At 57.4% G+C, this 21,224-nt stretch carries 22 protein-coding genes and 1 pseudogene; 15 read left to right on the top strand and 8 right to left on the bottom strand.

The genetic code is table 11. The features are described from left to right. Positions 1–24: 24 nt before the first annotated feature. The 3 genes from VGC62_RS08135 (at position 25) to VGC62_RS08145 (ending at position 1,681) form a co-directional block, all read left to right on the top strand. Positions 25–573 (top strand): GNAT family N-acetyltransferase, encoded by a 549-nt coding sequence (locus VGC62_RS08135; RefSeq protein WP_331186557.1) that lies wholly within the window; start codon positions 25–27, stop codon positions 571–573. A 104-nt stretch (positions 574–677) separates the two neighbouring features. Then, positions 678–1,181, top strand: a complete 504-nt coding sequence (locus VGC62_RS08140) for a hypothetical protein (RefSeq protein ID WP_414705763.1) — start codon at positions 678–680, stop codon at positions 1,179–1,181. A gap of 62 nt (positions 1,182–1,243) precedes the next feature. After that, on the top strand, positions 1,244–1,681 hold the full coding sequence (locus VGC62_RS08145) for a nucleoside deaminase (RefSeq protein ID WP_331186559.1): 438 nt from the start codon (positions 1,244–1,246) through the stop codon (positions 1,679–1,681). A gap of 275 nt (positions 1,682–1,956) precedes the next feature. Here the strand turns inward: VGC62_RS08145 and VGC62_RS27655 are convergent, their stop codons facing one another. The 6 genes and pseudogenes from VGC62_RS27655 to VGC62_RS08170 all read right to left on the bottom strand — a co-directional run bounded on the left by VGC62_RS27655 (position 1,957) and on the right by VGC62_RS08170 (position 7,663). Further along, positions 1,957–2,508, bottom strand: a complete 552-nt coding sequence (locus VGC62_RS27655; RefSeq protein ID WP_414705766.1) for a methyl-accepting chemotaxis protein — start codon at positions 2,506–2,508, stop codon at positions 1,957–1,959. Then, positions 2,491–3,375: pseudogene (locus VGC62_RS27660) on the bottom strand (PAS domain-containing protein); the annotation flags it as partial. The pseudogene VGC62_RS27660 and the gene VGC62_RS27655, both read right to left, overlap by 18 nt. A 334-nt stretch (positions 3,376–3,709) precedes the next feature. Next, complete coding sequence (locus VGC62_RS08155; protein ID WP_331186561.1) at positions 3,710–4,708, bottom strand: diaminopimelate epimerase; 999 nt, start codon at positions 4,706–4,708, stop codon at positions 3,710–3,712. Between the two features lie 119 nt (positions 4,709–4,827). Then, positions 4,828–5,430, bottom strand: coding sequence for a LysE family translocator (locus VGC62_RS08160; RefSeq protein ID WP_331186562.1), 603 nt, complete (start codon positions 5,428–5,430; stop codon positions 4,828–4,830). 54 nt (positions 5,431–5,484) lie between these two features. Then, positions 5,485–6,321: an AraC family transcriptional regulator gene (locus VGC62_RS08165; RefSeq protein WP_331186563.1), complete on the bottom strand. Its 837-nt coding sequence runs from the start codon at positions 6,319–6,321 to the stop codon at positions 5,485–5,487. A 238-nt stretch (positions 6,322–6,559) separates the two neighbouring features. Continuing rightward, on the bottom strand, positions 6,560–7,663 hold the full coding sequence (locus VGC62_RS08170; protein WP_331186564.1) for a DNA alkylation repair protein: 1,104 nt from the start codon (positions 7,661–7,663) through the stop codon (positions 6,560–6,562). 193 nt (positions 7,664–7,856) lie between these two features. On the opposite strand from VGC62_RS08170, the gene VGC62_RS08175 reads away from it, so the two are divergent. Continuing rightward, on the top strand, positions 7,857–8,234 hold the full coding sequence (locus tag VGC62_RS08175; RefSeq protein WP_331186565.1) for a hypothetical protein: 378 nt from the start codon (positions 7,857–7,859) through the stop codon (positions 8,232–8,234). A gap of 44 nt (positions 8,235–8,278) precedes the next feature. Then, positions 8,279–9,439 (top strand): PQQ-dependent sugar dehydrogenase, encoded by a 1,161-nt coding sequence (locus VGC62_RS08180; RefSeq protein WP_414705764.1) that lies wholly within the window; start codon positions 8,279–8,281, stop codon positions 9,437–9,439. A 51-nt stretch (positions 9,440–9,490) separates the two neighbouring features. Here the strand turns inward: VGC62_RS08180 and VGC62_RS08185 are convergent, their stop codons facing one another. After that, the gene (locus VGC62_RS08185) at positions 9,491–9,967 is read right to left on the bottom strand and encodes a PACE efflux transporter (RefSeq protein ID WP_331186607.1); all 477 of its coding nucleotides are present in this window, start codon (positions 9,965–9,967) and stop codon (positions 9,491–9,493) included. Between the two features lie 116 nt (positions 9,968–10,083). Between VGC62_RS08185 and VGC62_RS08190 the strand changes: the two genes are divergently transcribed. Next, on the top strand, positions 10,084–10,977 hold the full coding sequence (locus tag VGC62_RS08190) for a LysR substrate-binding domain-containing protein (RefSeq protein WP_331186566.1): 894 nt from the start codon (positions 10,084–10,086) through the stop codon (positions 10,975–10,977). A 15-nt stretch (positions 10,978–10,992) separates the two neighbouring features. On the opposite strand, the gene VGC62_RS08195 is transcribed toward VGC62_RS08190, so the two are convergent. Further along, positions 10,993–11,631, bottom strand: coding sequence for a LysE family translocator (locus VGC62_RS08195; protein WP_331186567.1), 639 nt, complete (start codon positions 11,629–11,631; stop codon positions 10,993–10,995). Between the two features lie 210 nt (positions 11,632–11,841). Between VGC62_RS08195 and VGC62_RS08200 the strand changes: the two genes are divergently transcribed. The 9 genes from VGC62_RS08200 to VGC62_RS08240 all read left to right on the top strand — a co-directional run bounded on the left by VGC62_RS08200 (position 11,842) and on the right by VGC62_RS08240 (position 21,081). Continuing rightward, positions 11,842–12,612 carry a helix-turn-helix transcriptional regulator gene (locus VGC62_RS08200; protein ID WP_331186568.1) on the top strand — a complete coding sequence of 257 codons (771 nt, stop codon included), beginning with the start codon at positions 11,842–11,844 and terminating at the stop codon, positions 12,610–12,612. Positions 12,613–12,747: 135 nt separating this feature from the next. After that, a complete protein-coding gene (locus VGC62_RS08205; RefSeq protein WP_331186569.1) occupies positions 12,748–14,067 on the top strand; it encodes an MFS transporter in 1,320 nt (439 codons plus the stop codon). Positions 14,068–14,242: 175 nt separating this feature from the next. Then, entirely contained in the window at positions 14,243–14,698 is a 456-nt protein-coding gene (locus VGC62_RS08210; protein ID WP_331186570.1) for a YybH family protein, read from the top strand. 502 nt (positions 14,699–15,200) lie between these two features. Then, the gene (locus VGC62_RS08215) at positions 15,201–15,437 is read left to right on the top strand and encodes a helix-turn-helix domain-containing protein (RefSeq protein ID WP_331186571.1); all 237 of its coding nucleotides are present in this window, start codon (positions 15,201–15,203) and stop codon (positions 15,435–15,437) included. Between the two features lie 157 nt (positions 15,438–15,594). After that, entirely contained in the window at positions 15,595–16,314 is a 720-nt protein-coding gene (locus VGC62_RS08220; RefSeq protein ID WP_331186572.1) for an ABC transporter ATP-binding protein, read from the top strand. Next, positions 16,301–17,500, top strand: coding sequence for an ABC transporter permease (locus VGC62_RS08225; RefSeq protein ID WP_331186573.1), 1,200 nt, complete (start codon positions 16,301–16,303; stop codon positions 17,498–17,500). The genes VGC62_RS08220 and VGC62_RS08225 overlap by 14 nt, the downstream gene beginning before the upstream one ends. Positions 17,501–17,556: 56 nt before the next feature. Next, positions 17,557–18,276, top strand: a complete 720-nt coding sequence (locus VGC62_RS08230; protein ID WP_331186574.1) for a hypothetical protein — start codon at positions 17,557–17,559, stop codon at positions 18,274–18,276. Positions 18,277–18,347: 71 nt separating this feature from the next. Then, positions 18,348–19,829: a TolC family protein gene (locus tag VGC62_RS08235; protein ID WP_414705767.1), complete on the top strand. Its 1,482-nt coding sequence runs from the start codon at positions 18,348–18,350 to the stop codon at positions 19,827–19,829. Then, the gene (locus VGC62_RS08240) at positions 19,822–21,081 is read left to right on the top strand and encodes an efflux RND transporter periplasmic adaptor subunit (protein ID WP_331186576.1); all 1,260 of its coding nucleotides are present in this window, start codon (positions 19,822–19,824) and stop codon (positions 21,079–21,081) included. Before VGC62_RS08235 ends, VGC62_RS08240 begins: the two co-directional genes overlap by 8 nt. Positions 21,082–21,224: the final 143 nt, after the last annotated feature.

The following is a 21,224-nucleotide window of genomic DNA, read 5'->3' on the forward strand; positions in this document are numbered from 1 at the left end:
TGGACTGACGCCGAGGCGACCGCTATGAGCATCCATCATTCTGCGCTGCGCACAGACCGCCTGATCCTGCGCGAACTTACCGGCAACGACACACCAGCACTGGCCAGGATTCTTGGGGATAGCGATGTCATGCGGCATTCGGTGCGCGGGGTCATGTCTGAGCAGTCGACCGGCGAGTTCATCGAATGGTGTCGCCATTCCTACCGCCAACACGGTTTTGGCCCGATGGCCGTGGTGGATAAATCTTCTTCAACGTTGGTGGGCTTCTGCGGTCTCAATGTCGAGTGCGTGGACGGTGTCGATGAGGTCGAAATCGGTTATCGGTTGGCGACTGCCTGGTGGGGCAAGGGCCTGGGCACTGAAGCAGCACGCGCAACACTGGCCCATGCCTTCGGCAGGCTTGGTGTCGATTCGCTGATTGCTATCGTCGAGCCGACCAACATGGCGTCGGTCAAAGTGATCCAGAAACTGGGCTTCAGCGGCTTTGTCCACAGTCAATACCATCGGCGCGGCGTAAGGATTTATCGCATGACCGAGCAGCAATGGTCATCGGCGCGGATGCCCCAGAACTGACGTCGTCGCGCCCGAACGTCGGGTCGAATGGAAACCACCGCTCAACTGTTGTTTTCGGCAGACAGGCACAGGGTTGATCAACGATGAATGGCCGGGGAGAGAACATGGGGTATCGCAGATCAACTGCTTTGACGGTAATGGCCGTGACGTTGGCTGTATCGTGTTGCCTGATGTTCGGCATGCCGCCTCGTGTAATGGCTGAAGAGCAAGTGCCGGACCAGGCATTGGTGTTCGTGCAGGATCATCATTTGGGTGAAAGCCTGGGTTGGCTGGGCTATCAAGTCGCCTCGCGCACAGTCACCTTTGCCACCATTGTCCAAGCCGTTGGCAGAACCCAGGCACAAACTCTGGTGCAGGACCAATTGCAAAGTTTGCAGCCGCAGTATCAGTCTGAGTGGGATCGCAATCTGGCGGCTGCGTACGCACAGTCATTCAGCTCCGAAGAGTTGCAGCAACTCAATACTGGCGAGCCCGCGCAACCGCTGGCCAATAAATTTCGCACTAAACAACGCGATGTTGGCATGGACATGAAAGGCCGTTCGAGCGAATTGCTCAAGGTCTTCGTCTCGACCGCGCTGGACAGTGCATTGAAAAAAGCCAAACCTTGATCCGCAGAGCTGCGCTCATCAACGCGCAGACGACTTTTTTGATGTGACAGGGGAGCAAAGACATGGACCCATTCATGCAGGCGGCCATCGATGAGGCGCAAAAGGGACTGGCCGAGGGCGGTATTCCGATTGGATCGGTGATTGTCCACGACGGTCGGATCATTGGGCGCGGGCACAACCGTCGGGTACAGGAAGGCAGCGCGATCAAGCACGGCGAGATGGATGCCTTCGAGAATGCCGGACGTCAACCGGCCCGGGTTTATAAGGAAGCCACGCTGTACACCACCTTGTCACCCTGCGCGATGTGCAGCGGTGCGATTCTGTTGTATGGCATCCGCAAAATAATCGTGGGCGAAAACCAGACGTTTCTGGGCGAGGAAGAGCTGCTGCGCTCGCGCGGGGTTCAAGTGGACGTGGTGCATGACGCGACCTGCGTCGCGCTGATGACGCAGTTTATTGCCGACAAGCCCGAATTATGGAATGAGGATATTGGTGAGTGATGACGGGCCTGTAGATGCTCTGTTCCCGATCAAGCCTTCAGCAGGTGTTTTTTGCTGAAAGCTTGACCATATCAAAAGGGTCAAAACGCACTTTAGGAACGCGGCTTGTCCCGCGACCTGACGCGTAGCGGCAGTAAACCCGGTGTGCGCAGTCTGCCTGTCACACCCGGTGCGCAGGTTTTACGACGGGTTCCCCGCCGGTCGCGGGACAAGCCCGGCTCCCACCTTTGGGGCGCAGTTCAGTGCTTCTGCAAAAGCGACTCGATATCAGCTGTTCAATTGAGTTGCAACGTCGAATTGAACTGGCTGATGGCATCCACCACATGCCGTGCGCCCTGCTGGATCTCCAGAATCACTTCACCGGCCTCGTTGGCCAACTCGACTCCGGTGCCGGTTCGGCTCAGGCTCAATTGCATGCTCGACACCGCACTTTTCGCCAGTTCATTGTTTTGCCTGACGACATCGACAATTTCGATGGTTGCCTTGCTAGTCCTCGCCGCCAGGCCCCTGACTTCATCCGCTACCACGGCAAATCCGCGACCATGTTCGCCAGCCCTTGCTGCTTCAATCGCGGCGTTGAGTGCCAGCAGGTTGGTCTGATCGGCGATGCCACGAATGGTCTGCACGATGGTGGCGATGATTTCCGACTGTTTGTTCACCGCATCGATACTGCGCGCGGCCCCGTTCAAGTCATTGGAGATCTGCTCGATGACCGCAACCGTTTGCTGTACGACGCTGGAGCCTTTTTGCGCGCAGGCATCGGTGCGGATTGACGTGTCGTGGGCGGTGGTCGCCGCGTTGCGCTGTACCGTGACCTGTTCGGTGATGTCGCTGGCGAACTTCACCACTTTGTAGAGGCGGCCCTGGGCGTCGAACAGCGGGTTGTACGACGCTTCGAGGTAAATAGTCTGACCGTGTTTATTGACCCGCTCAAAGCGATGGGAGTGGTATTCGCCGCGATTGAGTGAAGCCCAGAACGCTTTGTACGCAGGTGAATCCACTTCTGCACGGGTGCAGAACAAGCTGTGGTGCTGGCCGACGACTTCGTTGAGCTGGTAATGCATGGTCTTCAGAAAGTTCTCATTGGCGGTGATGATTCGTCCATCGGGCGAAAATTCAATCGTCGCCATGGAGCGCCCAATTGCGTTGATCATGCTTTGGTTTTCATGATCCTTGTGCAGGCGCGTGGAGACATCGGAAGCGACCTTGATCACACTCTCAACGGTGCCGTCAGCACCGAGCACAGGCATGTAACTGGCCTCCAGCCATATCTCGCGGCCCGATTTATCCAGGCGCATAACGGGCCCGGAAATCGGCTCGCCACGCGCTAGATCGCGCCAAAGCTTGAGATAGGCGTCGCTGTGGCAGTACGACTTTTCGCAGAAAATCCGATGATGTTTGCCGATCAACTCGTTGGCCTGATAGCCCATGGTGCGGCAGAAGTTCTCATTGGCCTGGATGATGATGCCGTTGGGCGTGAACTCGATGATCGCCATGGATCGGCTGATGGCCGCCAACTTTGCTTGCGTTTGGCACAGGGTTGTCGCGGAAATTTGCAGCTCTGCTTCAATGGCCTTTCGGTGTGAATTGAACATCTGCACCCCCTGTTTCGATAATTCGAATGCGGTCAGGACGACCGTCTTCCCTGATTGGCTTGATTGAGCATCGACTGATTGTCTGCGGGCTTGGGTCATGGCGGGATGAGGTCAGGTGTTCCTATCGAGGAGACAGCCAACTCGAACGGCGCGGTATATATCCGTTTGGATAGTTTTTGGAGGGGCGCGCTCAATCGTCTGATGATGATCAAAACGACCGATGGGTGCGCAAATAGGGGGTCAGCCTGATGTTCCATATCGGCTCCTGCACGTTCCTTCGAGTGTAAGCTACTTTAATATCTATTCATTTGAATGGTATCGGGCGGTTCTTTAGAGCTTAGCCAAAGAATAAAGTGATGCAATGAATAGTGGCACTTTAATGTCTAAAGTGCCAAGCAGTCATCAGTACGGGCGACAAGATGTTGATGAGGCGTTATTGCCGATGAGCTGCGCCAAACAGCCGGACCTGCACCAATTGCCCGGCCTGTTCACGCAAGTCCAGCGGCGCCGTGCCGCCTGGCATCACGACTTCCACTCGCCCTGCATCCACCCATCCGCAGAACCATGCGGCCGATGCGACAGCGCTGGCGCTGGTGCCAGAAGAGGCGGTCGGGCCTTCACCGCGCTCGAAGACCCGGGCCATGATTCGGTTGCTCGAAATTCTCGCGGCCCATTGCAGATTGACGCCGGGAGGACATGGATCGCCGCTGCCCAGTTCGCCCGCAGCAAAGGCGATGGCAGTCAGTGCTTCATTGAGCGGTGATTCATGCAGTTGCTCGAAGCTTGGCAGCGCATCGATAGAGGGCACCAGCGTCACGCAATGTGGGTTGCCCACGCGCACGAACACGCTGTGATTCCAGTCAGGACGCAGCTCAGCCAGACGCCCAATCCTATGGATTTGCTTACTATTAAAAGCCACCGGCGTCACACCGGGGCCTGTTGCGCCGACCGCCGTTGGGCCAAACCTGGGCCTGCCGATGTCCAGCCAGAAACCCGATACGCCCTCAACGGTCGCAGGATCGAGCGTTGTGGCGACGGGCGTCGGCAAATCAAGATGATCGTGATGCACGCGCAGTTCGAAGCCGAGGTGCGGCGTAACAAGGCCGTGGTCGGTCAAAGACTGGGCAAAGATGGTCAAGCCATTGCCGCTGCGCTCAGCCAGGGTGCCGTCGGTATTGACGATCAACACGTCGAAGGGCGCGGCATCCTGAAACGGGCCGATCAGTAAACCGTCACAGCGATGGGCCTTGGCGCCTTGCGGGCGCTGGCCGGCTGGCCAATCACAGATTGCCGCAATCGCCTGGGTTGCCCAATTCTGGCGCAACCGTGCTGCGTCGGCGGCAAGCGCTGGTAGCGCAACGCCCAACTGGCAAAGCGCTTGTGGGGCAATAACTGCATAAATGTTGCCACGTGCATCGTAGAACTGGGCCATTGAGTGTCGGTCGCTACAGGCTTTAAAGGTGGGACGATGCTACTGGCGTTGCAGGTGTTTTGCATGTGTTGATGGCGCAGGGTTAACCCGCCGAGTGTCTGATTCAGAACGCCGTCCGTTCACACCACCAACGTCAACCACGTCGACAACAGCAACAACACTGCCATCACCTGATTGAAGCGCTTCATGCTGATGGCTGAACGACAGAACCTGGCAGCGCTGACACCCAGATACGCCCAAACGGTCATGCACGGAATCGAGATCAGGAAAAACGCCAGCGATAGCCACATGACCTTCATCATCCGGTCTATATCGGTGCCCGCAAAGACACTCACCACTGCCAGGGCCATCATCCATGTCTTGGGATTGACAAGTTGCAGGCCAGCGGCCCCAAACGGCCCAAGCCTTGGGCCTTTGGGCGGTTGATCCGGGTTGATGGCCTCGGCTGGCGCGCTGAAAATTTGCCATGCCAACCAGGTCAGCCAAGCAATCCCGGCCCATGCCATGAGCGTCTGAATCTGCCCATGGCGTGCCAACACATCGCCCAGTCCTGTGCCCACCAACAGCACCAACAACGCCGCGCCGCCACAGGCGCTAAGGACGATTGGCAACGTTGCGATCAAGCCATACCGCGAGCTGTGGGCCAGCACCAGAATATTGGTCGGGCCGGGGGTGATGGAGGCTACAAAGGCAAACAGTATGAAGGGCAGGAACGGCTGCATGAAACGACTCGACAGTGATTGATCGTGTGTCGATCTTCGCTGCCGTGTGCGGCCTCAGTCTGGAAGATTTGAGCAGCGCCTGCGGTAATCAGCCGGGGTCATACGGTAGGCGCGTTGGAACCAGCGGCCCAGATGACTTTGATCGGCGAAACCCAATGCAGCTGCGACCGACACCGGCAACTCGCCTTGGGCTAGCAGTCGGCGTGCCTTGGCCAGACGCAACTGAATCAAATACGCATGAGGCGCTACACCGAACGCCGCCTTGAATGCGCGGGTCAAGCGAAAGCGATCGACACCGGTTTCCCGGGCCAGGTCGTCCAGGCCGATGTCTTGAGTCATGTGGCTGTGCAGATAATCGCGCGCCCGTTGCGCGACCAGTGGCAAGCGTGGGTCGGGTGTGATCAGCGTGCGCCAATGCAAATGGCTGGTCAGGCTCGATAGCAGGCCGTCAAGCGCAGTCTGCCGCACGATGCGAATTTCCTCACCGTGCAGCGTCCGAAAGGCGTTGGCAGTTGCCATTGCCAAGCGTGCATCGTCCGCCAGGGTTGCGGCGAAGCTCAGTTGCGCGTTGTCCGGCGTTTGCTCGAACAGCGAACGCAACTCGCGCTCCAGCCAATGCGAATCCAGGTACAGCGTGCAATAGGTAAAGCCGCCTGTTTCGGGTGCTTCGCCGTCATGGATGTCGCCAGGCTCTAGCAGAAACACCTTGCCCGGTGTGCTTCGGTGTTTTTGTCGTCGGCAGTTGAATTGCTGCACGCCCTGCTCGGTTACACCCACCAGATAACTGTCGTGCCAATGCGGATCGTAGGCATGCCCCTCGAAATGCGCGCGCATGGTCTCGATGCCAGACAACGCGTCTTGTTTGAGATCGATCCAGTTTCGGGTAGGCATGGGGTTCCTCGATTTTCTGATCACCATCGCCGTGCCAGGCTTGCCCGCAAAGACTTCAGCGCGCCGATAAATGGCTAACCCTCGCGGGCAAGACTCGCTTCAGAAAAAGGCTTATGGCGTACTCATCGCGTGCAGCTTTATGTATCAAGTAAAACACTGTGTATTCACTGGGATATCAACGTATGGCACAGCTTAGAGCTAAGTCTGGAAGATTTGTGCACCAGTCGATTGAGGCGGTTTATTCGGCCAGATCGAATCCGCTGCGCCCCAGGCATTGACCATTGATCAACACATCCACCTCATGCCGACCCGCGTAATGCACGCGGGTGGTGAAATTACGGATCTGTTGTTCACGAGTGATGGTTACCGACTCGCCTGCCGCCAGTTCCAGGGTCTTGAGCTTGAACACCTTGGCTGATGTGCCACCGGACTTCTTCACATAATGAATCGCGTAATCGATGATCAGCCGTTGGTGAGTGCTGGCCGTTGAGGTCAACGTAATCGACAGGCTGATTCGATCACCCAGCCGGATGGTGCTGGGTGTGACGTTCAGTGCATCGATTCGCACCTGCGCCTTTTCTCCGGCGCCCATGATCGTCAACGCCCGGCCATCGCCTTTTTTGATCAGCGAGCGCAAGGCGTGCCGAGCGATCCAGGCAGTGTTTGGGTTGTCCAGCGGCCAGGCTTCGATCTGATCAAGCACCCATTGTGGGTTGTCTTTAGTGATGTCATTTAGGTGGTTGGCCACCGATTTACGTACATAAAGGCTGTCGTCGGCCTTGAGGTTGTCGAGAATCTCAAGTGTTGGCGAAGGATCGGCGACCAGGCTTTCCAGGCGAAATGACCATGGCAGGCGAGGGCGACTGCCTTCACTGGCCAACCGCCGCACGTGCGGGTCGTCGTCCAGTGACCAGTCGTACATCAACGCCAGTGCCTGCTTTAAATCGTTGCGCAGAAAATGGCGCACGGCGAACTCGGACGAGCCAAACGCCGTGAAAAACCTCAGCGCGTGCATAGAGCGCTGGAAGTCGTGCTGGCCGTAAAGGGCAACGTATTCGGGAAGGATGAGGGTCACAAAACCGCTGTTCAGACGCGGCGCGAGCTGAAACAAAATCTCCAGGGCGGCGGGGTAGTCGTCCGGCAGACCGGCATGCAGACATTGACTGACGCGGTTCAGACGTTGCATCAACGACAGGTCGTCGAGGTCTTTCGATGCACGGGCCATGAAGGCTTTGCTGTCGAACGCCCGATAGATCGAGGCCGTTTGCTCGGCGATATGACGCAGGCGCTCACGATTGAAAATTTCCTTCAGTGCGGGGGCAGTCTGAGTGGCGTCGGACATCGAATGCAGTTCCAAAAATGTAGGCGATAGGCAGATTACACGACATACGCTCCAACAGATTCGCGCGTCGGCAGACTATCCTTGTTACAAACTGAATTGTCCGGCAGTTGCTCATCCACCTGCACCGCGCGAACCTAGCTGCCCAATCGCTATCAAAGACCCGAGTCGTTACTGAATCTATCCGAGGTAAGTGATGAACAGTGTTTTACGAAGTCTTGCCGCGCTTGCGCTCGGTAGCGTGCTGAGTATTGGTCTGGGCCATGCCAACTCAAATTCCAGCGACCGCCAACCCTCAAGCGGCAGTCCCGGACAACAGCCGTTATCGCTCGCTGCCGCCACTTATCCCGATGGCACGACCCGCAACAATGTGCCCGACAACGGCGCCATCCGCCGCGCCAATCCCAACAGCCGTCAAGGCACTCAATCCATCAGCCCACCCGTACGTGGCCCGGCCACCGGGGTCACTCCGCGCGCGCCCACCCTGGAAAACGGCGGCATCGGCAACGGTTATCCAACCCGCCAGCAAACACCCGCGCCGGCGCACGGCCCCGAGCAGCGCAGTACCCACTGAGTGTTCAGCACGAAAAACTTTCTTCTCTCGATAAGGAATCGTCCATGTCGCGTAAAACTATTTTTCGCCACAGCCTGATCGCAACCTTTTGTGCCAGTGTGTTGCTGGTTCTGCCCTTGAGCGCTTCTGCCGCCACCTACAAGAGCGAGGAAGGTACGTTGACGGTCGATGAGGTCGCCACAGGTCTGCAACATCCGTGGGCGCTGGCGTTTCTGCCAGACAACAAAGGCATATTGGTGATCGAGCGTGCGGGCAATCTGCGTATTGTTTCGCCAGGCGGCAAGCTGTCTCAACCGCTCGCTGGCGTGCCGAAAGTCTGGGCGCAGGGCCAAGGTGGGCTGCTTGATGTGGTGCTGTCCCCAGATTTCAATAACGACCGGATGGTTTACCTGACTTACGCCGAAGACAGCGGCGACGGCAAGACGGGCGGCACTGCCGCAGGTCGCGGTCGGCTGTCCGATGACATGACTCGGCTGGAAAACTTCACGCGGATCTTCCAGCAACAGCCCAAGCTGTCGGTGGGCAACCACTTTGGTTCGCGCATGGTGTTCGACCGGGACGGTTATTTGTTCATCGCCCTGGGTGAAAACAACAACCGCCCGACTGCCCAGGACCTCGACAAGCTGCAAGGCAAAATCGTGCGGCTTTACCCGGATGGCAGCATTCCCAAGGACAACCCCTTCGTCGGTCAAAAAAACGTACGCCCGGAAATATGGAGCTTCGGCCACCGCAACCAGCAGGGTGCTGCACTCAACCCCTGGACCGGCACGTTGTGGACCAACGAACACGGTCCCATGGGCGGCGACGAAATCAATATCATCGAGCGCGGCGGCAACTACGGTTGGCCGATTGCGACGTTTGGTATCGACTACAGCGGGCAGCCCATCTCTGAAGCCAAGGGCAAAGTGGTTGAAGGCATGAAAACGCCCTTCCATGTGTGGGAGAAGTCGCCCGCCATCAGTGGCATGGCGTTCTATGATTCCGACACATTCAAGCAGTGGGATCACGACATATTCATCGGCGCCCTATCAGCTCAGGTGTTGATTCGTCTTGAGCTCAAAGACGACAAAGTGGTGCATGAAGAGCGCTTGCTCGGTGATCTCAATGCCCGTATCCGCGACGTGCGCCAAGGGCCAGATGGCTACTTGTATGTGCTGACCGATGAAGACGACGGCAAGTTGTTGAAAGTCGGTTTGGCGCAGTAACCCGGTTTTCTGTAGGGGCGAACTTGTTGGCGAAGGGGCTGCTGCGGTGTATCAGGTACGTCGCTTCGCGAACACGTTCGCTCCTACCGGGGCTTGGGGACTTGCAGGAGTCCTCGCCGATTCCGGCACGCCAAACACACCATCAAATCCCCACTGAAACACCAACGCGTAGAAGAAGAAAAACACAAACAGGCCGAGATTGGTTGCCAACGCCGCCGCCCACGAAATCTGCAGCCACCAGGCAATCAGCGGCAGCAGTAAAATCGTCAGGCCGCCCTCGAAACCCAGCGAATGAAGCAGCCGCCGCAGCAACGTCCGGCTGTGCTGCGGCTGGCGCGCCTCCCACCACTCGAAACCCACGTTGTAAATCATGTTCCATAGCAATGCGCTGGCCGACAACATCATTGAGAGCGCACCGGAATACGCCAGGCTTTCGTCATACAGCTGTGCCAGCAGCGGTGACAAAAAACAAATTCCGATGGCCTCATACAGAATTGCCTGAACCACTTTGCGTGCGGGGCCTTGCATGTCGTGTCTCCAATACCAATGACCCTTGGGATTGGCGTCCACGCTACCGACTGCTCGGCGTCGGGGAAAATGAGATAAATTGAGCCCCGATCAATTCAATTCACCTGGAGCCGCCTGTGTTTTCCAACCTACCGCTGACGGCACTGCGCACCTTCGAGGCCTCGGGCAGGCTGGGCAGTTTCAAGGCCGCCGCCGATGAGTTGTCGGTGACTCCGGCGGCGATTTCGCATCAGGTCAAAACCCTTGAAGCCTGGCTTGGCGCGCTGTTGTTCGATCGCTCCGGACCAAGCGTGAAGCTGACCGAAGAGGGCGAAAGGTTGTATCGCCAGACTCACCGTTCGCTGCTGGACATCAGCCGAAGCCTGGAAAGTTTTTGCCCTGAATCGGCTTCGCACACCTTGACCTTGTCGACCACGCCAGGCTTTGCGGCTTCATGGCTGATCCCTCGGCTGGGCAGCTTTCATCGCGGCTGGCCGCAGTTCAACGTACGCATCGATACGCGCAATGAAATCGTCGATTTGCTGCGTGATGCCAGTGTTGATCTGGCAATTCGCACCACCCATCGTCACGACCCGAATCTTGTGCATCTGGAGCTAATGCAGGAACACTTTGCCGTTTATGCCGCGCCGGGAATGGGGCAAGTCGATGAGTCGAATATCGAGCTGATCGACCTTGCCTGGCAGATTCCTGGCACTGAAGTTGTGAACTGGAAAAGCTGGTGCGAGGCGGCTGGACAACAACACTGGCTGGCCAATGCGCGTTTTCGCGAGTACGACGACGAGCACTATGCGCTGAGCGCGGCGATTGCCGGTCATGGTCTGGCGCTGGCGAGTAACGTGCTGGTGGCGGACAGCGTGGCGAAAGGTTTGTTGCAGGCATACCGGCCCGACATCACGCTGCCAGGCCCACGTTATGTCGCGGTCTGTACGCCGGGGCGTGAGCGACAATCGCCGGTGAAGGAGTTTCTGGCGTGGCTTGAGCAAGAGGCGGCCACCACTCCCGTGACTTGACTGGCGACTTAACCACTAAGGACGACGCGGCAACAGGCCCGGCACCGCGTGCATCAGCGCATTGATCGCAAAACCGATGAACATCACGCCGCAGATGCGGGTGATGGTCAGTTCGTGGCGTTGATACAGCGTGCGCACATGACGCGCACCCACCACGGTAACGATGATCGAGTAAGCGACAATCCCGCCCAGCGTGCTGATCAGAATCAACAGCGGCAGCATCGACCAGTTGAGCAATTCGGCGCGGCTTGAAAGCAGCGCGGTAAAGGTCGCGACCGCCACCGGATAAGCTTTTGGATTGGTCAGCCCAAACATGATGCCGTGCCAGAACGGGTTGCGCGCCGAGACGTTCTGATCGTCGCCATTGCTGCGCTTGGCGCTGATCGCACGAAAGCCCAACCAGAACAGAAACAACCCGCTCATCACGCCGAGGATATTGAACGCGGTGCTGCCAAACACCTTGGCGCCAATGATCGCCGCCAGCGCCACGCTGCACCAGATCACATCTCCCAGCATATGCCCGCAAAGGAACAACGCCCCGGCCCGCCGACCCCGCGCCGCGCCGATGCCAAACACCGCCAGCACACCGGGCCCTGGCGATATTCCGTAAATAAAGCCGGAGGCGAGCACGGCCATGAGCAGCGAGAGCGTCATTGGTTGATTCCTTGTGGGCAGGTCTGGATCGGCGCGGTACGCGTTTGAAGCCGCGCGCTTGGAGTCTAAATCACTGCGTTGCTGACGTTCGAGCGAGATTTTGTGTGCACGTCGAGGTTGTAGGAAAACACAACGAACTCAGGCTTAGCATTGCTTTCCCCAACACTGGCGCGCTAACGTCGACCTGCCACCCAACAGGGAAATCGGGCCATGTCAGGACAGTATCCTCTGCAACGACGCATTCACGATGGCCGACCTTTACTGGTCCAGACCGGCTCCTTGAGCCACAACACCGAAGACAGCTTGCGCGCCCATCGCGAAGGCCAGCTCTGGGCCGTTGAGCAAGGTGTGATGAGTGCCGAACTGGACACCGGCAGTTGGGTGGTCCCGGCAAGGCGCATTGGTTGGATTCCGCCCGGCGTCGCCCACGCGGCACGGGTGCATGAAGCGACTACGGGCTGGATGATTTATCTGCGTCCCGATCAAAGCCCGCTGTTTCCAACCGTGCCGACTGTGTTCGAAATGACTCACCTGTCCAAGGCTTTACTAGAGCGAATCGGTGCGTGGAACACCGAGCGATCCGAGCTCACCCCGGAGCAAGATCGCTTGCTTGAGGTGCTGTTCGACGAACTCAAGAACTCCAAGGCGACACCGTTATTTCTGCCGATGCCCAGCAGCCCGCATCTGGTGGGCATGACCCTGACCATTGTCGCGGACCCTTCGAACAAGTTGACGCTGGACGATTGGGCGCGGCGCGTGGGTATGTCCAAACGCGGTTTGACTCGACATTTTCGTCTGGAAACCGGCATGTCTCTGGTGCAGTGGCGCATTGTCGCCCGCATGAAGCGTGCGTTGGAGTTATTGGCACAAGGCGATAACGTCGGCCGGGTCGCACTGACCTTGGGCTACGACAGCGTCAGCACTTTTATTTCAGCGTTCAGCGCCCAGTTCGGTGAAACTCCCGGCGCATACACCCTGTGATCCGGCTATCTACCATTGACCTCCCGGCCCGGTCGTCTTCTTGGCCGCTTCCTGAGCGCAGCTTTGCTATCCTTCGCGCCCTGCGGTCCTAGGGTCGCACCTAACTGCCGATATTCTTGTGACTTGGGATCTTGCATGACAGCCATTGTTCGACCGCGTTCTCAGCCAATTACTCGCGCTGACTACAAGACCCTGGGCCTTGCGGCACTGGGCGGCGCGCTGGAAATCTATGACTTCATCATTTTTGTATTTTTCGCGCTGACCCTCAGCCAATTGTTCTTTCCACCCGAAATGCCGGAATGGCTGCGCCTGTTGCAAAGTTTCGGCATTTTCGTCACCGGCTATCTGGCGCGCCCATTGGGCGGGATTTTGATGGCGCACTTTGCCGACAAGCTGGGCCGCAAGCGGGTGTTCAGTTTGAGCATTCTGATGATGGCGCTGCCGTGCCTGTTGATCGGGGTGATGCCGACTTACGCCGACATTGGCTATTGGGCGCCGTTGATCTTGCTGGCGCTGCGCATTTTGCAGGGCGCGGCAGTAGGGGGCGAAGTACCGAGCGCGTGGGTATTCGTTGCTGAACACGCGCCAAAGGGCCATCGCGGTTACGCTTTGGGTGTGCTGCAAGCAGGGCTGACGTTCGGCTACCTGATTGGTGCGTTGACCGCAACGTGGTTGGCGAACGTCTTCAATCACGACGAAATTCTTGATTTCGCCTGGCGTATCCCATTTCTGTTGGGCGGTGTGTTTGGCGTGATGGGTGTCTGGCTGCGTCGCTGGTTGAGCGAAACGCCGGTGTTCATGGCCCTGCACGCACAGCGCGAACACATGACCGAACTGCCGTTGCGCACCGTATTGCGTGAACACCGCCAGTCCTTGCTGCCGGCTGTGCTGTTGACCTGCGTGCTGACCTCCGCCGTGGTGGTGCTGGTGGTGATCACGCCCACCGTGATGCAACGGCAGTTCGGCATGAGCCCTAGCGACACCTTCGCCCTGAGCAGCGTTGGCATCGTGTTCCTCAACATCGGCTGCGTTCTGGCGGGCATGCTGGTGGATCGCATCGGTGCCTGGCGTGGGGTGGCGTTGTACAGCCTGCTGTTGCCGGTAGGCGTGGCGCTGTTGTACGCCAGCCTGGTCATCCAGTGGTTGCCGTCTGGCCTTGCGTATGCCATCGCGGGCTTGGCCTGTGGGATTGTCGGGGTGGTGCCCTCGGTCATGGTCGGACTGTTTCCGGCGAATATTCGTGTATCGGGGATCTCGTTTACCTACAACATCAGCTATGCACTGTGGGCCAGCACCACGCCGCTGATCCTGATTGCCTTGATGCCCTGGAGCCCATGGGTATGCGTCGGCTACAGCGTGATCATGGGGACCGTCGGTTTGCTAACGGCAATGTTTTTTGGCATGCGTCGCGGCATGCAAGTGGACGACGCCAGCCCAGCGCCGGTCTGCCGCTGACTGTCGAGGCGTCGTAGAGCTGCGCCTGATCAAGGGACTACGCTTTCTCTAATTGCCAGCCGCACGGCCCCGCAGGATGTGCTACCCGCGCCGAAGTCAGGCCGGTGCGTCAACCCAACCTGTCCTATGCTGAACCCATGAGTCAAAAGAAGGCAAAAGCCTCGGGAGCACTGTCATGAAAACCTCCACCCATGCAGCATATTGCAATACCGCCCAAGGGCAGATCCGCGCCCTGCTGGAGCGTTGGTCAGTCGCCGTTCGGGAGAAGGACATCGACGGCATCATGGCGTACTACGCGCCAGACATCGTCGCATACGACGCTATCTTGCAACTGCAATTCAAGGGCGCGGATGCCTACCGCAAGCACTGGGAATTCTGCCTGGGCCTGTGCGAAGGCGGCATGTTGTTCGAACAGCACCAAGTAACGGTGCATGCCGATGATCAATTAGCCTTCGCTCATTGGCTGTGTCGTTGCGGTGGTATCGATGACAAGGGCGAGGAGAAATCATCGTGGATGCGCGGCAGCGCTGGCTACCTCAATACCGATGATGGTTGGAAGGCTGTTCATGAGCATTTTTCGGCGCCATTCGACATGACCAATGGCAAGGCCTTGTTCTACCTGAAACCCTGACAATGCACGGTGATCAGGTCTAAAAATCCAAAAAAGGATCTCTGCCGGCTCTGGAGATGTTCAGCCAGGCGGCCTGAGCTGTGCGAGCGCCTGGATAACCAGCCAACCTGCAAATGATCAGTGTGTAGGTCGCTTTTTTAGGCATATGACATAAAAAATTATTATCTCAGTGATTATTTGTAACAACTGATTGTAATTCGTATTCATCACGTTTATCTTGCCTGTCTATACAACTGGTGTTTTCAAACTAAGAGTGCTCAGGATTTTATAGTCTGTGGCGCTTTTGTGCGTGCGGGCTGATCAGTGTTGTTATTCTAACGAGCTACAGAATTTTCCTTTTTTCATGTAGGAACTTTTACATCTTGTGTGAGGATAATCAGAGTTCGGCGTAGTCGATTTTGTAATCGTTGATCAGCAAAAAAAGAAATCAATAAATAGATGTTCAGGCCGATTCATATGTTGAGATCGATAATGACAACTATAAAAAGGGATTTGGACGTTCATGTCGGAAGGACAAGGCGAAAGGCAGCGTGCGGCAAGGCTCACCCAGCGAGAACTTGAAGTGCTGCAGTTGGTCATGCAGGGCTGTACCAACAAAGATATAGCCCAGCGGCTGGGCATCAGCGACTACACGGCGCGGGACCATGTCTCCGCGCTGCTCAGAAAAACCGGGGTAAAAAATCGGTCGCAGCTCATGGCCTCTTATCTGCCTGCACCACGTAAAAAAAAGAGCCTTTGACCCCCTACATATGACGGATTGTGTTGTCAGGAAAGTCGTCGATAATAGAGTTTTTCATATCGCCTGATATGTACACCTGTCGATAGATACACTGTACTGCTTGTGTCTTGGCAACGCCGGGTTTGCAATTTTATTGCGTCATGGATGAGCAAGAGTAATGAAAAAAATAACAAACGATAGACTGTCCGAGCTGATTGTCATGCGCAGTGTTTGTCAGCGCTACAGCAAAGGTGATCAGAGTATTAACGCGCTCGTCGATGTGGACTTTACTTTGTGTCGCGGCAGCACCTGCGCAATTGTTGGCGCATCGGGTTCGGGTAAAAGTACGCTGCTTAATATTCTCGGGCTGTTGGAGCGTCCTGCTTGTGGAGATATCGAGTTTGCGGGGCGTGACGTCATGAATGCTTCCTCGGACGAGCTGGCGCAATTGCGCAACCGTGAGATCGGTTTTGTGTTTCAGGCGTTCAACCTGCTGCCCAGGCTAAGCGCCGTCGATAACGTGGCGTTGCCGATGACGTATCGGGGTGTTGATCGTCAGTCGGCGCGTGCGATGGCCCTGTCTCAATTGCAACGGGTCGGACTGTCAAACCGCGCACTTCACAGGCCCGCTGACCTTTCCGGTGGACAGCGGCAACGGGTAGCAATAGCGCGTGCTTTGGTGGGGGAACCGGCGTTGATTCTCGCCGATGAGCCGACGGGCAATCTCGACCAGGCGTGCGCGACTGAGGTGATGGATCTACTGCTGGCGCTCAATCGCCAGCACAACGTCACGCTGGTGATGGTCACCCACGACACGGTGCTGGCGGAGCGCTTTGAGCGTCGAATTGAAGTTAGCGAAGGGCAATTGCTCGACAGGTCCGATCATGCCGCTGCTTGAATGCCGTTCGTTTCTGCAGCGTCTTGCCGAGTCTGTCGAGAGCTTGTGCTCCATGGGGCAGCGCTCGTTGCTGGCGCTGATCGGAATCATGGTTGGCAGTGCCTCCATCGTCGCGTTGCTCAACATCGGACGCAGCGCCTCAGACGACGCGCTGCGCACGTTCAAAGGGCTCGGAACAGATACGTTGGTGGCGAGTTTTCCACGCCACAGCACAGCCTCTTCAGCGTTGCCTATACACCTGGACGCGAAACAATTAATACGCATGATTCCGGCGCTCACTCACGTGGCCGCGGTAACGCAATATTCGACGCGTGTCAGCCGCACAGGCCTACATACCGAAGCCACCATTATCGGCACCACAGCCTCGCTGCGTAATGTTATGGGACTCAAGCTGGCGTCCGGGCGTTTCCTCTCCCGGCATGACCGCAACGCTGCCTTTGTGGTAGTCGGAGCGGCGATTGTGCAAGCGTTACAAGGCACGGGTCCGCTTCTACAGGTGGGCGATTGGTTGCAGCTAGGCAGTTATCAATTTCAGGTCATCGGCCTGGTTGTCGAACAGCCATACAACCCGCTGATCCCCGTGTCGGTCAACGATTCAGTATTCATACCCGCTACGAGCATGGGCCGGCTAACGTCTTCGGCTCAAGTGGGCAATGTCATTGCCCGGGTCGTACCGCATGCTGATCTGGTCGTCGCTGCCCTGGCATTCCAGTCGCAGTTGAGTAACACGCTCGGCGGTCGCGAAGTCGATGTGCAGGTGCCGCAGCAATTACTCGATGGCCTGAAGCGCCAGGCAAACACCTTCACCTGGCTGTTGGCAGGGCTGGGGGCCATTTCTCTGATAGTCGCTGGCGTCGGCGTGATGAACGTCATGCTGATGAGCGTGAACGAGCGTCGCCGCGAGATTGGCGTACGCCTGGCCCTTGGTGCCCGCCGACGCGACATCCAGCAGATGTTTCTTCTTGAGGCGACTCATCTCTCGGTAGTCGGCGCTTTGCTCGGCGCCTTATTGGGAGCCGCCGTGGCTTATTTCTTTACTCATGCATGTGGCTGGCCGTTGAGCCTGTCACTGGACTCGCTGTTGCTGGGTGTCGGTAGCTCAATTCTGATTGGGCTGTTCTTCGGCTGTTACCCGGCGACCGTTGCCTCGCGTTTGTCGCCAGTTGTGGCGCTCAGAGACGACTGACGTCCTGCCAAATCCGCCAGTAGTTTTCCACGCAACCTAAATAAAAAGGACTCCTCATGACCACTTGCACAAGCCGCACTGAATATTCATTGCGCCTGCTCAACTCTCTTGCTGCGCACGCTGTCGATGCAGACATTCAGTTCAAATTCCTTCGTTTGGCCGAACAGCAGGCAATGCTTTCCAATGATCGGCTGTGTGCACAGCAAAATGAGATGTTTGGCCCTGAAGGACTGTTCGCTCAGTTTTCAGCGCAGGTGACGTGTGAAGGGCGGCAGGCGGCTGTGTTCGATGACGTCTCGGACATCCAGGACACACAACGTTTGGCACACGCCGAGCAGGCGGTGGATTTCGCATTATCCCGACACCATCGGCGTAATGCGGTGGTCAATCCGTTTGGGCATCAGTCCAGAGAGCCCTTGTGTTGCGTGGTCTACGACGAATCCGCAGCGTTCACGCTGGTGGAGCGTTACGCCGCGTATGAGGCGATCCGTCAACTGGACAGCGATTTCTTCATCAAGTTGATTGCCACCACGCGCGGAGTGGTTGAGCGGCGTATCGTTTTTCTCGGGCTGCTTGAGCATTTCGACCGTCTGCTACCCATAGAACAAAGCATTTATCCCGGCAACTATCGCGATGCTCAGCAAAGTCATCTGGACCGTGAGGAAGCGATTTATGGACCACTGGAACTGAACAAGCCGCTCAGCGAACTGCTTGGGGATATCTCACCCTCATTGTTGCTGGAGAAGGTTCAGGGCCTTGCGAGTCTGACCGACTAATGTCAACGACGAGTATCGTCGGCTGCCAGCGTCGAGTCACCCCCGTCAGCAAGGGCTATCGGCCACGGCTGATGGGCTGCGCGGCGCCGCTGATGATGCTGTTCAATGCTGCGCTGGCCGAAGACCTTCGACATGGCTCGGTCCTGTCGTCTGCGGCTTCGCGCCCAAGCATGGCGTACGCAGGCTCCGTGTCGCTGCAGGCGCGGACGCTGGAAGTGAGTCTCGCGGATGCGGTGTACCTGGGGTTACACGGTAATCGCGAGATTCATCGCTCCTACCTTCAACGGCTCGCACACAAGTTCGACTTGCGCGTGGCCGAAGATGGTTTTTCACCGCGTTGGATTATCAGCAGCAAACATCACGCGCAACAAGGCAGCACTGGGCGCAGTCGGGATTTCACGCTGTCGCCAAAAGCCACCGTGAGTAACGAATGGGGAACGACGTTCAGCCTGTCATGGGCGCAACGCTTGAATCAGGCGGACAGGACGGGGCGAAACAACGAACGCGGCATGGCGTTCGAAGTCGTCCAGCCACTGCTCAGAAACGCAGGTCGCGACATCGTCACTGCACCTGTGCGTAAAGCACGGCTGAGCGAGGAAAGTCGGCGCCTGGGTCTGCAGGCCAACGTTGCCAGCACCGTGTCTCAAATCGTTGTTGCCTATCGCGAGTTGCTCAAGGCTCAGGAGCAGCAGCGCATTGCGCGTGATGCTCTGGCGCGTGCCAAAGATCAATTAGCGGTTAATGACGCATTGATTGCGGCGGGGCGGATGGCTGCCGTCGAACGCCTGCAAACCGAGGCGAATCTGGCATCACAAGAACTGGGCGTCGAAGAAGCAGCTCATCAACTGGAGACGCAGCGTCGGGCTCTCTTGCATCTGTTGGCGCTGGACCTTGCGACGCCGTTGCGAGCGAACGAGGCGCTGACGGTCGAACGCGTCGAGATGGATCACGATGAGGCGATGCGTATCGCCATGTTCAGGCAACCCAAGTATCTGCAACAGCGGATCGCTGGCGAGTTGGTCGACATTGACCTTAAGGTCTCGAAAAACCAGCGATTGTGGGATTTATCGCTGGTTGGCGGTGCCAGCCAGGACCGACACGCGCATTCAGGACAAGCAAGTCGCACAGCCGAGCGGCGCTGGAATGGCTACGCGGGTGTGCAGCTGGAAATTCCTATTGGTGATTTGACTCAACGCCAGCAAGTGCTCAATGCGCAAGTGGCGGTGGATACCCACGCCCTTCAACAGCAGGAGGACCGTCAACGACTGGAGCGTGAGATCGGCGATGCGATTCGTAATATGGACACGCACTGGCGCAGATATGAAATTGCCCAGCGTGGGCGCGACATGTCCAAACGCACATTGGAGGTCGAGCGGGAGAAGCTCAAGGTTGGCCGCTCCAGCAATTTTCAGGTGCTGAGTTTTGAAGAGCACATGCGCCTCGCCGAGAACGCCGTGTTGGGGGCATTGATTGCCTGTCTCAACGCGCAAACGGCATTGGACGAGCACCTCGGCATGACCCTCGACAGTTGGGAGATCGCGCTCAATGATTGATCGCTCGCTGATCAAACCTGGCTTGTTGACCTTCGGCCTGCTTGTCGCGAGCGCAGCGGGTTATGTGCTCTTCAGTTCAACGCCCGAGACAACCTTGCAGGTCAACAGGTTGGCGGTTCGTCAGGCTCCGCTTGAGCAGCGGATTGGATTGACGGGTCATATCGTCCCCGGCACTTTGCTCACCGTGACCGCACCGTTTGAAGGCCGTGTGCAGGACAAATGGGTGGAAGAGGGCCAGAGCGTCGCGCGCGGCCAGAAGCTGCTGCGCCTGGACCCCTCGCAGTTGAATATCCAAATGCGCGATGCGCTGGCCGAGCGGCTCAAAGCTCGTAGCGCTGTGCAGTTGTTGGACGGCTGGGACAGTGGTGAAGAAATGGCCAGGGCGCGCAGGGCCTTGAGCACCAGCCAAATGAGCCTTGCCGACACCGAACGCAAACTGGCTGAAACCCAAGGCTTGCTGGAGCGCGGCATCGTTGCGCGAATGGAAGTCGACAGTCTTGTTCAGCAGGCCAGGACCCAGCGCCTGGATCTGAAGTCCGCACGCGCCGAACTTCAACAGGTCACCAAAAAAGGTCAGGGCGAGCATCGGCAGATTGCTGACATGCAACTGACTAACGCCACCACCCGGCACGAGGCGTTGCTGGCGCTTGAACGGCAAGGCGAAATCAGCGCGCCCTTCGCCGGCATCATTGTCGAACCGCCCGGGAGTAACCCCGATCAACAAAACAAACCGGTGCAGCGCGGTGCGCGCGTAAGCCTGGGTCAATCATTGTTTGGCCTTGCGAGTCTTGAACAGCTGAATGTGGTGGCGAAGGTCGACGAGGTCGACATCAACCAGCTACGCGAAGGCATGCCGGTGCAGATCAGTGGCGATGGTTTCGAAGGTATCGTGCTGACGGGGGCCATCAAAAGCGTTGGCGCCCAAGCCATTGCGGCGCAAATGCAGAGTGAAGGTGCTTCCTACAGCGTGACGGTCGCACTCCCTGCGCTCACGCAGTCTCAGCAACAGCGTCTTCGTTTGGGCATGAGCGCACGGTTGTCGATTCTGGCTTATCAGAACCCTCAAGCGATGGTGGTGCCCGCGACGGCAATTGCCGAGGACGAACACGGGGCTTTCGTCATGTTCAGCCAAGCGCAGGATCAACCATTCAGGCGTCAGGGCATCACCCTGGGCCGGCCGACTGCGCAAGGGGTTGAAGTGTTTGGAATGGAGGCCGGATGGATTCGGCGGGAGGTGACTATGGACAATTAACGGATGTGGGAGCTTCTCAGGGCGTAAAAGGGCCTTAATTAATGTGCGCATTGTCGTGACAGATGTTTTGCGTCCTGAATAATAAAAATAAGGAAATTTAGCATGAAAGAAGTTACTGCCTTTGGTGTTGTTGTTTCTGCAAT

This window comes from Pseudomonas sp. (genome assembly GCF_036404235.1).
In the GTDB taxonomy this organism is placed as follows: Bacteria; Pseudomonadota; Gammaproteobacteria; order Pseudomonadales; family Pseudomonadaceae; genus Aquipseudomonas.